Source organism: Sphingobacterium corticis, assembly GCF_042684745.1.
Classification (GTDB): Bacteria; Bacteroidota; Bacteroidia; order Sphingobacteriales; family Sphingobacteriaceae; genus Sphingobacterium; species Sphingobacterium corticis.
The window spans coordinates 515,520-531,055 of sequence record NZ_JBHUMA010000004.1 but is presented as its reverse complement, the minus strand read 5'-3'; the positions used below and the strand labels follow the sequence as shown (position 1 = coordinate 531,055).

At 42.2% G+C, this 15,536-nt stretch carries 12 protein-coding genes; 9 read left to right on the top strand and 3 right to left on the bottom strand.

What is annotated here, in order from left to right; genetic code table 11:
- Positions 1-36: 36 nt before the first annotated feature.
- On the bottom strand, positions 37-2,487 hold the full coding sequence (locus ACFSQ3_RS03640) for a TonB-dependent receptor (RefSeq protein WP_380867553.1): 2,451 nt from the start codon (positions 2,485-2,487) through the stop codon (positions 37-39).
- Between the two features lie 329 nt (positions 2,488-2,816).
- Here ACFSQ3_RS03640 and ACFSQ3_RS03635 point away from each other — a divergent pair, with 329 nt between their 5' ends.
- The 7 genes from ACFSQ3_RS03635 (at position 2,817) to ACFSQ3_RS03605 (ending at position 11,229) form a co-directional block, all read left to right on the top strand.
- Entirely contained in the window at positions 2,817-3,989 is a 1,173-nt protein-coding gene (locus tag ACFSQ3_RS03635) for an amidohydrolase family protein (RefSeq protein ID WP_380867551.1), read from the top strand.
- A 14-nt stretch (positions 3,990-4,003) separates the two neighbouring features.
- Complete coding sequence (locus ACFSQ3_RS03630; RefSeq protein WP_380867550.1) at positions 4,004-4,291, top strand: acylphosphatase; 288 nt, start codon at positions 4,004-4,006, stop codon at positions 4,289-4,291.
- Positions 4,292-5,818, top strand: a complete 1,527-nt coding sequence (locus tag ACFSQ3_RS03625) for a lipopolysaccharide biosynthesis protein (RefSeq protein WP_380867548.1) — start codon at positions 4,292-4,294, stop codon at positions 5,816-5,818.
- A 236-nt stretch (positions 5,819-6,054) separates the two neighbouring features.
- The gene (locus ACFSQ3_RS03620; protein ID WP_380867546.1) at positions 6,055-6,822 is read left to right on the top strand and encodes a sulfite exporter TauE/SafE family protein; all 768 of its coding nucleotides are present in this window, start codon (positions 6,055-6,057) and stop codon (positions 6,820-6,822) included.
- 18 nt (positions 6,823-6,840) lie between these two features.
- Positions 6,841-8,205 carry a hypothetical protein gene (locus ACFSQ3_RS03615; protein WP_380867545.1) on the top strand — a complete coding sequence of 455 codons (1,365 nt, stop codon included), beginning with the start codon at positions 6,841-6,843 and terminating at the stop codon, positions 8,203-8,205.
- A 17-nt stretch (positions 8,206-8,222) separates the two neighbouring features.
- The gene (locus ACFSQ3_RS03610; protein ID WP_380867543.1) at positions 8,223-8,567 is read left to right on the top strand and encodes a response regulator; all 345 of its coding nucleotides are present in this window, start codon (positions 8,223-8,225) and stop codon (positions 8,565-8,567) included.
- 103 nt (positions 8,568-8,670) lie between these two features.
- Positions 8,671-11,229 (top strand): ATP-binding response regulator, encoded by a 2,559-nt coding sequence (locus ACFSQ3_RS03605; protein WP_380867541.1) that lies wholly within the window; start codon positions 8,671-8,673, stop codon positions 11,227-11,229.
- A gap of 7 nt (positions 11,230-11,236) precedes the next feature.
- Here ACFSQ3_RS03605 and dusB read toward each other — a convergent pair whose 3' ends face one another.
- Together dusB and ACFSQ3_RS03595 are read right to left on the bottom strand one after the other, a co-directional pair.
- On the bottom strand, positions 11,237-12,235 hold the full coding sequence (gene dusB / locus ACFSQ3_RS03600) for a tRNA dihydrouridine synthase DusB (RefSeq protein ID WP_380867539.1): 999 nt from the start codon (positions 12,233-12,235) through the stop codon (positions 11,237-11,239).
- 12 nt (positions 12,236-12,247) lie between these two features.
- Positions 12,248-12,898, bottom strand: a complete 651-nt coding sequence (locus ACFSQ3_RS03595; protein ID WP_380867538.1) for a 4'-phosphopantetheinyl transferase family protein — start codon at positions 12,896-12,898, stop codon at positions 12,248-12,250.
- Between the two features lie 98 nt (positions 12,899-12,996).
- On the opposite strand from ACFSQ3_RS03595, the gene dcd reads away from it, so the two are divergent.
- On the top strand, positions 12,997-13,533 hold the full coding sequence (gene dcd, locus ACFSQ3_RS03590) for a dCTP deaminase (RefSeq protein ID WP_380867536.1): 537 nt from the start codon (positions 12,997-12,999) through the stop codon (positions 13,531-13,533).
- A 36-nt stretch (positions 13,534-13,569) separates the two neighbouring features.
- Positions 13,570-15,513 (top strand): polysaccharide biosynthesis protein, encoded by a 1,944-nt coding sequence (locus ACFSQ3_RS03585; protein ID WP_380867535.1) that lies wholly within the window; start codon positions 13,570-13,572, stop codon positions 15,511-15,513.
- Positions 15,514-15,536: the final 23 nt, after the last annotated feature.

Here is a 15,536-nt window from a genome sequence, read left to right as displayed (position 1 = left end):
TCATCGTGAATGAACGCGATGAGCTGTTTTCGTTTGCTAGAAGCGGATATTCAGTCCTAGGAGGAAGTTTGTAGTGGCTTGCGGATAATAGAAGTTGAAAAAATTGTGATTACCCGATGGATCAATGGATCCCCAAGTATATCCGCTGGTAGAGAATTTCGTGTTGAACACGTTGTTCACAGCAAGATTCAAATCAATCCTTTCTAACCCTAAAGCTGATAAGGTGTACACTGCGCGCAGATTGTTGACAAAAGATGGGTCGATGCTGCGGTCTTTCGATGACGTATTGTCCAAGTACATCCGAGAAATGTATTTGCTCGTCAGGCTAAATGCCAAAGGCTGGATAGGACGGTAGGTGAAATCGTTTGATAACACTGTTGAGGGTGATAGCGCGATATTCGTGCTTTCGTAATGGTTAACCTGTTGCCCCGCCAAATCCCAGTTTTCATCGTAAATAGATATATACTCCACGAAATCCTTGATCTTATTCGTGCTTAACGCTGCGGTCGCGCGCCATTCGAATTGTGGAGATATAATCCAAGCACCATCAAACTCAATCCCAGCGCGATAACTATCTGGTACATTTTGACGAATAGCGCTACCTACATCGTTTAGTGCTCCGGTGGCAATTAGCTGATCTTTGTAAAACATACCGTACGCATTTGCACCAATATTGTAGTTCGCGCCGCGTAAGCGATAACCTAATTCGATGTTATGCATCCGTTCCGGTCTCGGAAATTCAGCCAAGGGATTCTCAATGTAGTCTTTTCTCACTGGCTCTTTGCTTGCGTAAGCGTATGAACCATAAACATTCGAGGTCTCGTTGACTCGATAAGTTATTCCAGCTTTTGGATTAAAGAAGTGTAGCTTGTCGCTAAAATTCAGTAGCTCCAAAGTATGATGAGGTCCTTGCCCATTATAATTGATCGTTCGATACTGTAGGTCGGCGTTAAGTGTCCAGTCACCCAATCGGTAATCCACTTTTCCGTAAATATTAAAATCTGTTTTTTTTGCGTCGTTCAAATAATATTTATCGCCAGGATTGCTCGTCGAAGCATATCTCGCCCATGTAATTTCCCCGAAATGGTCGCCGACGTATTCGTTATATGCGCCACCTAATGTCAGACGCAAATTATTTGATGGTGTATAATTTACGGCGTAAGTCATACCATAGAAATGATTATCTAACCAACGTTGTCTGACTAGATCGGTGGTTTTTACCGTATCGGCACCATGGATTACGTTCGGCAGTCGATAATTGGAAAGCTTATCGTCCGGTCGGAATTCTTCGAAATAGCCGGCTCCGCGCGTGTAGTGTAAGGCACTTTGCACATGGAATTTTTCGTTCGGGCTATAAATGTATTGCAAATGCGCGTGCGTTTGCTTGTAATTATCTGTTTGTCCGTCGTACGTATAATAATTATAACGTCGATCGGCTGAGAACAAACGCTGTCTTCCGGCTTCGTCGTAAATTTCTAATGCGTCAGCGTAAGCGGGCAATTGATCACGATTTCCGGTTAGTAAAGGTTCCGGCGTGCCATACCAAGCTTGGTAAGTTGTTTGCATTCCGCCGAATACCGTTGCTTTCAAGGTGTGTTTTTCGGTAAACAAACCACCATCGACATAGAATGATTGCATATTCGCGCTAGCGCGTTCCACATATCCATCCGAAGCGATACGGGATAGGCGTGCGTTGAAAGCATATTTGTCTTTCAACAATCCTGATCCAACTTTCAGCGTGTTTTTCCAGGAATTGAAGGATCCGTAAGTGTTATTCAGCTCGGCGTAAGGTTGCGTTTCCAACACATCCGTTTGAATATTAACCGAAGCACCAAATGCTCCAGCGCCATTGGTCGAAGTTCCTATTCCACGCTGTACTTGAATGCTTTCTACTGAGGAAGCAAAATCAGGCAAATTCACGAAGAATGAACCCATGCTTTCAGCATCGTTCAACGGAATTCCATTCAACGTAACGTTGATACGCTCATTGTCCGAACCACGAATTCGCATACTTGTGTAGCCAATTCCTGCGCCCGCGTCTGAGCTAATTACTACACCCGGAGTTTGGTCCAAGAGAAAAGGAATATCCTGTCCAAGATTCGTCCTGCGGAGTTCTTCCTTGTTAATGTTTTTGAAAGTGGTTGATCCATTTTCGCGAGCACGTGTGGATTCTACGAAAACCTCGCCCGTTTGTCGTAATGCAGACTTTAAAACGAACGTTAATGTGTTTTCTCCATTTCGAATTTGCTGTGTGGTGGATTCGAATCCAACAAAGGATACACGAACGGTTTTGTCAGTTAGCTTCGCATTTGTGAAAATGGTTTTTCCGTGATTGTCGGTCGTTTGCGAGTTCTTACCTATGGAAACCGTAGCTCCTAAAATAGCTTGGCCTTGTTCATCGGTTACTTGTACGGTAAGGTTGTTTTGCGCAAAGGCAAATGTTGCCAAAAGGCAAAATGTACATAAAGCAATAAAGCGCTTCATCATGTTAATATTGTTTGTTTTCGTTAAACCAAGTTTTGCAAGGGGTTTACAAAACCATTTATTTAACTTTCCCTCCCTCCGCCGGCATTATCCGGATCAGGTATGTTCTATTGCTTAGATAGAACTGGGTATAATCTCAGCCTGTATTTGTGTTGCGAGCAACAAGGCACCCCTAATCGATGGCGCAAAGCTAATCCTTTATCATGTAAATTAAAAGGCTAATCGTCTACATCGCAATTTTACGTAACAAGATTTTTATATCCGCTTGGATTTATTTACGTTTGACGCAAGGTGGGGTAGTGCTGGCTTCACAAATTTTCATATTATTCGAAATGACGAAATATTACACTGCAGATTATATTTTGCCGATTACAATCCCCCCTATAAAAAATGGCGTAATCGGCCTAGATGAAGACGGTATGGTGCTCGGTGTGCATTATCCGGGCGATCAACAAATCATCGATAAATCTGTCACTAAATTAGATGGTCTACTGATTCCGGGCTTCGTAAATGGGCATTGTCACCTTGAACTTTCGCATATGCTTGGAAAAGTTCCACGAGAAACCGGATTGCCGGAATTTTTGACCACGGTGATGGCAGATCGCTCTGCAAATGAACAAGCTATAACAAAAGCGATGAAAGAAGCTGATCGCAAGATGTTCGAAAATGGTATACAAGCCGTGGGCGATCATGCGAATACAGCGATATCGGCGGAAGTAAAAGCAGAAAGTCCAATTCATTATCACACATTCGTGGAAATGCTCGGGTTCGATCCCGAAGTTGCGGAACAGCGTGTGGATCAAGCGCGTGATGTGGAATATTATTTTGAACCACAGCGCACTTCCATTACGCCACATGCAGCATATTCCTGCTCTCGGAAATTGCTCCGCTCATTGTCCGGTAAGGTTGATGCAGACAATATCTTCAGCATCCATAATCAGGAAAGCGATGAAGAGAATAAGTTTTTCCGCTATAAAAAAGGCGCGTTCTTAGATTTTTATGCGAAGAACAATATATCTCACGAACACGTAACGGCTAATGGTAAGAATTCGTTGCAAAACTGCGTGCAGTTTTTGCCGTCAGAGAATTCGTTGGTTTTAGTGCACAATACATTTACCGCACCAAAGGACATCGATTATGTTTCCAGAATCGGCCGCGATGTGTATTATTGTCTTTGTCCGAAAGCAAATCTTTTTATTGAAGGAAAGTTGCCAAAAGTTCAGAACTTTGTGTTGGCGAAACAGCGATTGATGATCGGTACGGATAGCTTGGCCTCCAATGATACACTAGATATCTTGGAAGAGATAAAAACACTCTGCAATGCGTTCCCGGAATTTGATTTTGAAACAATTATTTCTTGGGCAACCATAAACGGAGCAAAAGCACTGAGAATCGATGAAACGTACGGCTCGTTGGATGTCGGCAAAAAGCCAGGATTGGTTTTGATAAAGAATGTAAAGGCATTAGCGCTTACACCGGATTCTTTTGTGGAAAGAATCGTTTAACTTCGAAAAATAGCATGGAAAAGAAACAGTGGAATATAAAGGTAATGGGTAAAGTGCAGGGCGTTCATTTTCGCGCATCTACAAAAGCCGTTGCCGATCAGTTGGGCGTGAAAGGATTTGTAGTCAACCAATCGGATGGTTCGGTATATCTGGAAGCGATTGGCGATTCATTTGCACTCGATAGCATCAAGGAATGGTGTTGGGAAGGGCCAGAGCATTCCGCTGTCGATGATGTGATTGTCGAAGAAGTAGCTCCGACCAAAATATACACGAACTTCGAAGTTCTTAAGAAAAATAAATAGGTGGCTGGCGTCAAGCGATTTTTAACAGATACGATTATTTATGGTCTAACGACCATTGTTTCGCGCTTATTAAACTTTCTGCTAACACCAATTTTTATTGGTCGACTGAAAGGCGCTTCCGCATACGGCGTCTTCACCAATATGTATGCATCCGTTTCCATGGTGAATGCTGTTTTAGCCTTCGGAATGGAAACTACCTTCTTCCGGTATCTACAAAAAGTGGAGCCGAAAGACAAAGGAAAGGTTTACGATCAGGCTTTCTTTATCACGCTCTGTACTACATTTCTGCTTGCTATTTCCGTCTACTTCGGTCAATCGCAAATAGCGGGTTGGTTTAGCGGCGAGCCATCTAATGTCGACTATCAAATGTACGTGCAACTGCTTGCCGGAACGCTAATTGCCGATGCGTTGGCAGTAGTTCCGTTCGCAAAATTGCGCGCCGAAAGTCGACCTATCCGATATGCCACCATCAAAGTATTTAACATTGTCGTCACTATTGGTGTAAATCTTGTTTTCCTTTTTCTATTTCCAAAGTGGATGCTCGAAAGCACGTTCTGGCAACATGCATTGGAAGGCTGGTTTAGGCCGGATTGGGTGCTCGGGAATATCTTTTTATCGAACTTTATTGCCAGCGCAAGCACGCTGGTTCTGCTGTTACCTCAACTTCTTTCGTTGCGATTTAGGTTGGATAAATCTCTGATTCGTAGCATGCTAATTTATAGTTTTCCTATTCTGGTGGCCAATATTTCTTTCATCGTTAATGAGCACTTGGATAAGATGATTCTGCCCAGTTTATTGCCCGAGGAAATTGGCGATCGAGATTTAGGTATTTATGGAGCAGTTTCTAAGCTAGCGGTATTTATCGCGCTATTTGTCACGGCATTTCGCTTGGGCGCCGAACCGTTTTTCTTCTCGTACGCGAAGAATGAAAACGCCAAGAAAACTTATGCCGACATTATGTTGTATTTCGTGTTGTTAATGATAGTTGGAGCGCTCGGTATTTGTGCAAACCTCGAATGGCTGAAATATTATATCAACAAACCGGACGATCCCATTCAGCAGGCGATTTATTGGTCGGGCTTAACTATTGTTCCAGTGTTGTTGTTCAATAATGTGCTTTTGGGGATTTATATGAATCTTTCCATTTGGTACAAACTAACCGACCAAACACGTTATGGGCTATATATTTCGGTAATCGGTGCGATTATCACAGTGGTTCTCAATCTCTTGTTGATTCCGCATTATTCATACGTTGGCGCTGCTATTTCTACAACCATTGCTTACCTCAGTATGGTGTCGCTATCCTATTTTTGGGGGCAAAAAAATTACCCCGTTCCTTATCAATCTCTAAAAATCGTTGGATATTTATTGAGTGCCGTCGCAGTAGCTTATATTATGCAGCAGGTCCTAGATAACCACTTTTGGTGGTGCAATCTGTTGCTTATCGCTTATGCCTTATTAATCGTCTGGATGGAAAGACCTGCAATCGTTATGGTAATACGCCGATTAAAGCCTAAAGTCAGCTAACCCCAAATCTCATTTTTTCATGCATTGGTTAGCGAACAATATATTGAAAATATTGTTTTAAAGCAGTTCGCGATGATTACCTTGATAGCAACAGCATGCTTGTTAATAAAGGTTAATTCATGGTATTAAGCGTGTGTTTAAGTAGCAATTTCAATGAAATATCAATAGTTTTGTTACATCACACATCGGAAGTGCGTAAAGCTGGATAACTTCGAAAAGATTTTAAATAAGTTTATATGTATATCGTTTTCCTCGTCATTGGGGTTATCATAACTTTTATATTAAGCGTGCTAAGTGGAGGAGGAGCCAGTTTATTGGTAATGCCGATTATTGCCACTTTTATTGGCGTTCAAGGCGTAGCGCCGATCATGACTATTGGGATTGCTTGTAGCAGTGTTTCGAAAACTTTTTTCTTTTGGAAATACGTGGATTGGCATCTATTTAAATGGTTATTTCCGTCCACTGTGATTGGTTCCGTGATTGGAGCGAGGTTATTAGCCGAAGTGCCGACGGATATGCTTCAAATTATTATCGGATTATTTTTAGTTTCCACGTTCGTTCAATTTAAAACGCCAAAGGAAACGGAAGTCGCGAAAAAACGAACTATTAAAGCATGGCATTTTGCGCCAATGGGTTTGGTGGTTTCTTTCCTTTCCGGATTGATTGGTGGTGTTGGCCCATTGATGAATTCCGCGTATCTGAAGTACGGTATGTCCAAAGAAGCGCTTTTAGGAACCCGATCTGCAAATGCCATTTTGTTGCACGTAACAAAAATCATCAGCTACGCTGCACTTGGATTAATCGATGCCGAAATTGTTAAATATGGGTTAATTGTTGGTGTTGCAGCAATGGTTGGCACCTACTTTGGTCGTATGGTGCTCGGTAAGATTTCCGAATATATGTTCCGCATGATTGTGGTTTCCAGTATGGTACTAAGCGGAATTTATATGCTTTACAAAAACAAGGAGTACATTATGTCGTTTTTAAACGACATGCAGTTTTAATTTAAACATATATATGCTATGAAGCTGTCTATTTCTAAAGGTGTTCATTTGGTAGAACCTGGAGATTTCGAGCCGGCGGATCATTGGTATCCCCGCGCGCTCAACTCCAATCTACATCCTTTGGTTTCATATTTTTTAAACCTGAGCAATCATCAATTGATTGAGCGATACGTCCGTTTGAATCCGCATGTGCACATCGATGCGCTTGATCGAATTGTCAACTACACGCCGAAATACTTTAAATGGGCAGGTACGGATTTGATGCACGTCGTCAATAGCAAAGGCCAAAAGAAATTGGTTGTTATTGAGACAAACTCTTGTCCTTCTGGACAAAAATCAATGCCTTTGCCGGAGTTCGATCCGGAAAGTGGCGGATATTACAAGCTGATGAATGATACCTTCAAACCAATTGTGGATGCACATGAGGAAGAAGGCGCTTTAGCATTGATCTACGATAAAAATCCAATGGAGAACGTAGGTTATGCGTCGGCGATAGCTGATGTGTTCGACGAGCCAGTTTATTTGGCGGAATACAAGTCGGACAAGGCAGAGTCAGTGAAGTTCGTAGATGGGAAGCTGCATATCGAAGATGAACAAGGGAATTGGGTGCCTATCCGTGCGGCATTCCGCTATGTGACGCAACATCCTTGGGATCGCATTCCCGAGAAATCAAAAACGTTGCTGCTGAATCCAATTGAAGCTTGTTTGGCCGGAGGCCGAAATAAAAGTGCAGCCTACAAAGCTTATGCGGATTTTAATGAGAAATTTCAAGGTGATGGACTAGAAATTTACGTTCCAAAGACCTTTTTGGATGTATCGTTAGACCAGCTAGCTACTTACTTCGAAAAGCTGGAAGGTAGTATGGTGATTAAGGTTCCGGATAGTAATGCTGGACAAGGCGTTTACACGGTGACGTCCCAAAAAGAATTTGATAAAGCGTATCAGGCATTATCGGAAAATCCGGATGATAAGTATTTGATTCAGGAGTTAATCTTTAGTAATGCGAACGAAAAGTTTGAAAATGCGTTTTATCACATTGGAACTTTGCCGGATAGCAAAAATCGAAGCTTCGCGTTTGATGCGCGTATGATGGTGCATGCTACTGATAAAGGAATGCGTCCGTTGGCAATTTATTCCCGGAAATCGAAATATCCTTTGAACCAACCTTTGCCCGAAGGATTAGATTCTTGGGAAATCTATGGAACCAACTTATCGGTAAAGAATACGGATGGCTGGTCGTACGACGATGTGCGCCTAATCTTGTTCGATATTAAAAATTTCGGTATATTAGGACTTGGTCTAGACGAATTGATCGAAGGTTTTGTCCAAAGTTGTATGGCGGTTTATACGATTGATCAACAGGCAAAGAAAATGTTTGATTAAATAAGATAGATATTATTATGAAAAACATACTCGTAATCGAAGACGACTTAATGTTCTGTAAGCTCGTTACTAATTACTTAAACAAAAATGGCTATCACGCATCGCAAGCAACAGATGGTGCGTCGGCCAAAGAACAAATGAAACAATCTGAATTCGATGTCGCGTTAATCGACTATCGTCTACCGGATACCAACGGGGTAGATTTGGTGCGCTGGATTAAAGAAAATACTGCTGTAAGCGAAGTGATCGTAATGAGCAGAATGCTTGATGAACAACTACGCGAAGAAGCGCAAACCTTAGGTGTGTCCACCTTTTTGAATAAGCCGTTTAATCCATCCGAGTTGTTGGATCTTTTAAAATAATCAGTTGAATCGTTTTTTTACGATTTAATGTATTTCAGCTCCGGTAGCCGTCCGAAACTCAGATAGGACCTTCGCTCCGGAGCTTTAAAAATATACCCATAACGTGAAGGCTCTAAAAGGAAAGATTTTTTTTATACTGCTGCTCTCTGCCATTTGTATTGGAGGGATTGGCGCGTATTCCATTAAAAACCTTTTCGAGCTTACGGATCGTATCGCACAGCTCTCAAACCCCAATAAAAAATGGGAGCTTTTCCGCGAAATTACTGCCGATTTGCATCGGCTGAACGATATATTTTACTCCCAGAGTTTAAATCCGGCCAAAGATTTCGATAGCCAACACGTTCTACTGATTGATTCTATTGGAGAGAGTATTGAAAGTCTGCAATCACTTTATTCGAAAGAATTAGACTCGGCCGATATCAAGGATCTGAACTCAATTCCAAAAGTGTTAGAGCAAATTAAGGATGATTTCCGTGTGCTAAAAACGCTTCGTAAAGAGAAGCAGATGGAGGTGCTAACGGATTTGGAGAACGACTTGCTGTCGAAACTAGATACGTTTAGTTCCAGTGATTCCCTGAATATTGTCGATCGTATTTCGTTAGAAATTCGAAGCCGTAATATCCCTGATAGCATGTTTTTTCGGCAGTCCGAATCGAATGGAGATAGCAAGCGAAGAAGTTTCCTGCAACGTTTGTTTACCAGAGCCAAGCCTGAAAAGAAAAAGCCTCGCGTACTGCAACAAACATATAAAACCGTTTCTGATACTGTCGTCCACACCGTTTCCGACACCGTGGTGGTCGAGCGCATTGATCCAAAAAAATCGGAGGACCATCTTACTGGGGTAATAAAGGAAGCCTTTTCAAACTATTATACCAATGAGTTGGAGTTGATGGAATTAATCAACCAGAACGAGATTAAGCTTTATCAGAAAAGTGCGAGGATTACTATGGATTTGGAGCAAATTCTAAATGATTTGCGCTTTCAGGAAAACAACCAAATGATGACACAGGCACAACGCACTGCGGAGTTCTCAAAAAACTTCCAGCATACCATCATCGTGGTGATTGTTTCCTTTGCTGTCCTCAGTTTGGTATTGGTATTCTTCGTGGGTCGAGATATTAATAAAAATAATGAGTATCAGCAGCAGATTCTTAAAAACGAGGAGAAAGCGAAACGTGAGGTAATTGCTAAACAGCAGTTCTTAACAACAATGAGCCACGAATTGCGTACGCCATTAACGTCGATCATCGGTTACGCCGAACTTTTAGATGCTTCGGATACGAAAGCGCGGTCTATAAAATCCTCGTCGATGCACTTGCTGAATGTAGCCAATGAAATTCTGGATAGCGCGAAGATCGAGTCTGGAATTATAGAAACCACGGATAATGTATTCAACGTAACAGAATTACTGCACCAAATTCGTGATAATACTACCAACATGATTGCGGATGCGAAGCTGGAACCACAGTATGATCTTCCAGAAGAAGCCTATTTCGTGTCGTCGGATGCTTATCGCATTCAGCAGATTATCTATAACTTGATCCATAACGCCATTAAATTCAGCTATAAAGGATTTGTGAAGCTATCGGCAAAAGTTGTTGAATCTAACGGTATCTACGAAGTGAATATTGACGTGGCGGATTCTGGAATAGGTATCCAGCAATCCAACATTGATAAGATTTTCGAGGAATATCAGCAAATTGGAACTTACAAGAATAAAACCCAAGGAATTGGTTTAGGACTTGGCTTGGTCAAGAAGGTCGTGCTTCAACTGGAGGGAACGATATCTGTGACAAGTGTGTTGGGAGAGGGATCTACCTTCCATTTGTTTTTGCCTCTTAAAAAGTCTGAAGAACCTGTGCCAACTGCCGAAATTTCCGATCTATCCAAGGAATTGTTAAACGGAAAGGAAATTTATTGCGTAGATGATGATCCACTAATAACGAAACTTTACGATATGGTCTTGTGCGAATACGGAGCACATATTACTACCGTAAACAACCCATTAGATGCGTTGGATCACTTAACTGAAATGCATAATAAATATGATTTAGTGATCACAGATGTAAAGATGCCTGAAATGACTGGGCACGAATTGCTGGCAGAATTGGTAAATCGCGGAGCGCGACCGAAAAACGTGATAGCATCTACTGCTAATGTGCTCTTGAATGACGAGGAAAAGAAGGAACTGGAAGCGTATGACGCATATATTTCGAAACCAATTTTGAAAATTAAATTGCTCAAATCGGTGACTGAAGTGTTGGGTGTGGAATGGGATACCTCTGGGAATGAAGAGGATTCGGGGGCGAAATCGGACGTTTCGCAGCCCGTCTTTCAAATTGACGATCTCGAGGCATTCACTATGGGCGATGACGATATGTTGAAAGAAGTGCTCGTAGAACTTCAATCCGGAAATCAAGATATGCTGAAGCAGGGATTGCAGTATCTTCGCGAGCGCGAATTAGTACCGTTAGGTGAATTAATTCACAAGCTAAGTTCTCGCTTCGCGCAAATAAAAGTGAAAGAAATCTTGCCGGTAAAACCCTTGGAAAAAGCTTTGCTTAATCAGGAAGACCAATTGAAAGAAGCCGAAGAATTGCTGACGTACTGGAGCGAAATTAACCACCAGTTGAAAAATACAATCGACGAGCGTTTTGTATAGATACGAATTATATCGTTTCGACTAAAGCGAATTGATGTTCGATCTCGTTTAAAACTTCTTCTATTTCGGCTAACGTAGGCAAGCTTACCAATCGCATTCTGTATTCCTTGAAATTAGGGATGCCTTTGAAATAATTGGCATAATGGCGGCGCATCTCAAAAATACCTGTTTTATCACCTTTCCATTCAATAGATTTCGTCAAGTGCGTGCGACAAACATCCACACGTTCTTTAATAGTCGGACCTTCCAGTCGTTCGCCAGTTTGGAAGAAGTGCTTAATCTCACGAAAAATCCAAGGATAGCCGATTGCTGCACGGCCAATCATAATTCCGTCCACCTCATATTCTTGTCGCCAAGCAGCCGCTTTTTCTACAGAATCTACATCGCCGTTTCCAAAAATTGGAATCTTGATGCGTGGATTTTTTTTGACATCTCGGATCATCGTCCAATCCGCTTGCCCTTTATACATCTGAGCACGCGTACGTCCGTGAATAGAAAGTGCTTTGATGCCAACATCCTGTAGTCGTTCAGCAACTTCGTAGACATTTTTGGTATTATCATCCCATCCCAAACGTGTTTTTACGGTTACTGGGAGGTGCGTGCCTTCAACAACCGCTTTCGTCATCGCTACCATCTTATCGATGTCTTGCAACAAAGATGAGCCGGCGCCTTTGCATACCACATTCTTTACTGGACAGCCATAATTGATGTCAATAAGATCGGGATTCGCGAGGGTGCATATCTCGGAAGACTGGCGCATATGTTCGATATCCGACCCAAAAATTTGAATTCCGATCGGACGTTCGTACTCGAAAACATCAAGCTTTTGTCGGGATTTAGCGGCATCACGAATCAAACCCTCCGAAGAGATAAATTCAGTGTACATCATATCCACGCCGTTCTGCTTACAAACGAAGCGAAAAGGCGGATCGCTAACATCTTCCATAGGTGCCAACAATAGCGGAAATTCGCCTAAATCAATATGTTCTCCAATTTTTACCGACATAGCGGCGCAAAGTTACAAAATATTTTCTACCACATAACCAAGCATATAATCCTTAAATCGCTCGTAGTAAACGGGTAGTAGTTGGTCGACCGTCTGCGTATGTAGCCTTACCTGCATAACGCCTTGCGGAGAATATTCGAATGGAAGCACGGTCATATTCTGCTGAAAAGATGTGCCTTTGTTGCCCTGAAGTTTGTAAACTGCTTCCTTAGCGCACCAACACGCATATAAATATTCAATGCGATTAACATTATCCGGAACAGCAGCTAATTCTTCGGGCTTCAAAAATTTAGTTTTTATACGTTCAATTTTGTCTTTTACCAATTCCAAATCAATACCGCATGCGCCCTTTTTACTAAGTAACGCGCCAGCATAATCGAAGGAATGTGTCAGCGAGATTTGTAACGGGAAATCGGGAAGGTAAGGTTTGCCATTGCAATCTGGGACACACCGAATGTAATCTTCCGTTTGTAGCAATTGGCGTAGCAAAACGCGTGTCGCCAGCCAGTGTAAAGTGCGTTTGCCCTTATTCAAATTCTGTAATGTGTTACGCTCATCTTCGTTGAGCTGCAACATGGCGATCAATTCTTCGGAAGATTCCTCGATCTTCCAAATGGCAAATTTTGACTCGCTATCCAGTTCCCGTAAGTAGACCAATCCCATACTCAAAAATACATAAGAAAACTGTAATTTGCTGAATATCGAACAATGATGTATTTTTGTTGCCCGCCTTGTTCCTAAGTTGGGAAAAAATTAAGCATATGATCTTATCTGATAAGCGAATAATGACAGAGATTGAGGAAGGTAGCATCGTCATCGAACCTTTTGATCGTTCCTGTCTGGGTACAAATTCTTACGATGTACATTTGGGTAAATATTTGGCTACCTATCGTGATCGCGTGTTGGACGCAAAAAAACATAATGAGATCGATCATTTCGAAATTCCGGAAGAGGGCTACATTCTTGAACCAAATACCTTATATTTAGGGGTTACATTGGAGTACACCGAAACACATAAACACGTTCCTTTTTTGGAGGGGAAATCCAGCACCGGAAGATTGGGGATTGATATCCATGCAACCGCCGGAAAAGGCGACGTTGGTTTTTGCAACACGTGGACCTTGGAGATCTCTGTGGCGCAGCCGGTTCGCATATATGCAGGAATGCCGATTGGTCAGTTGATTTATTTCGATGTTGAAGGCGATATCGAAACGTTGTACAACACAAAAGGCAACGCGAAATACAACAAGAAAACAGTACGTCCGGTAGAAAGTATGATGTGGAAAAACGCTTTTTAGGTTTTTTCACTGAATTGGCCGTACAAAAACTGATACATGATTTTACTATCTATAGCAAAACGTTTTCGTAAAGATAATCCGCGCTGGGTTATCCTATTGATCGATGCAACGATCGTATTGGTTTGCTATTACTTATCAAACTACGTAATCAACAGCTTCAAAGGGCGATTTGATTATGGGTTAATGCTACAGAAATCCTTTTCTGTAACGGTTTTATATACCATTTCTTTCCTATTCTTCCGAACCTACATGGGTATTGTTCGGCAAACGAGTATTTATGATGCGCGCCGCATCATGGCGGCAACATTTACAGCACTCGCCCTGCTCATGTGCATCTCCCTTGTCGCTCGGAATACGCTAACGCGGGAAGAATTACCTGGTCAATTTCTTCGGTTGTCCTACGCTGTAATTTTCATGCATGCGCTACTTACGACAATTGCTTTGATGGCGGCGCGGGTTTTCTACCGAACGATTTATGAGTCCATTTTCATGCAAGGGCGGAAGTTACAGCGCGTAATGATCGTCGGTGCAGGAAATATGGGGAGCATTACACTCAATATTTTGTGCAACGACATTAAACAAAAATATAAAGTGGTCGCTTTCGCGGATGATAACCCATCCCGAATTGGTAAACTAATCAACGGATATCATATTTTAAGTATCGATGCGTTGAACGATGAAGCGTTGCAGTCGATGGGTGTGGAAGAAGTGATTATTGCGTTGGATGATAACAACAAAGATCGCTTGAATCGTATTACGCAAGTTGTAGAAGCTTGTGACGTGAAACTTAAATTGATGCCTTCCACGGCAAAATTGTTGCAAGGACAGGTGGCGGTGGGACAAATCCGTCCGTTGCAAATTGAGGATTTGCTAGGGCGGGCAGCCATTCAGTTGGACAATCCGATTATTGCCGAAGCGCTTACTGGTCGGGTGGTGCTGGTTACTGGCGGAGCCGGATCGATTGGTAGTGAACTGGTTCGACAAATCGCACTTTCCAGTGATGCCAAGTTGATTGTCCTTGATCAAGCTGAATCCGCTTTGTATGATTTGCAGCAGGAATTGAAAAAAGTTCGAAAGAGTGGCGACAAATTCATTGTTGGAAACGTGCGTGATCGTCAGTTTATGGACAGTGTGTTTCAAAAATATCGTCCGCAGTATGTATTTCACGCGGCAGCATATAAACACGTTCCTCTGATGGAAGCCAATCCGTACGAATCCGTTCGCACCAATGTTTTTGGTACGAAGATGGTCGCCGATTTAGCGAGCCAATATGGCGTGGAGAAATTTGTGATGGTTTCCACGGATAAGGCAGTAAACCCGACCAATGTGATGGGTGCCACTAAACGTATTGCAGAGATTTACGTTTCCGCATTAAACGCGCAAAGTGCCACAAAATATATTGTTACCCGATTCGGTAATGTACTTGGATCTAATGGTTCTGTAATTCCGTTATTTGAGAAGCAACTGAGTGCAGGCGGGCCGTTGACGGTAACGCATGCGGATATCACGCGCTATTTTATGACGATTCCCGAAGCTTGTCAACTAGTACAAGAAGCTGCAATTATGGGTAATGGCGGAGAGGTTTTCGTGTTCGATATGGGCAAGCCAATGCGCATTGTCGATTTAGCTAAGCGGATGATTCGCTTGAAAGGTTATCGCTACCCGGAGGATATTCAGATTGAATTTACGGGTCTTCGTCCGGGTGAAAAAATCTACGAGGAACTGCTTGCTAACAATGAGAATACCATCCAAACGCATCACAAGAAAATTATGATTGCTTTGGTCAATGCACAAGACGCAGCGATCAGCATGATGAAGATTAACGAACTTTGTCAGTATGTAAAGGACATTGATCCCGAAAATGATCAGATGGAATTGGTTTCATATATGAAAGAAATCGTGCCAGAATTTGCTTCGCAGAACTCAAAATTTGAAGATTTGGACGTTCCCACGTCGACTGTAGAATCTGACCGCAAATAATAGTTTTTTCTTTTAGTTATCCT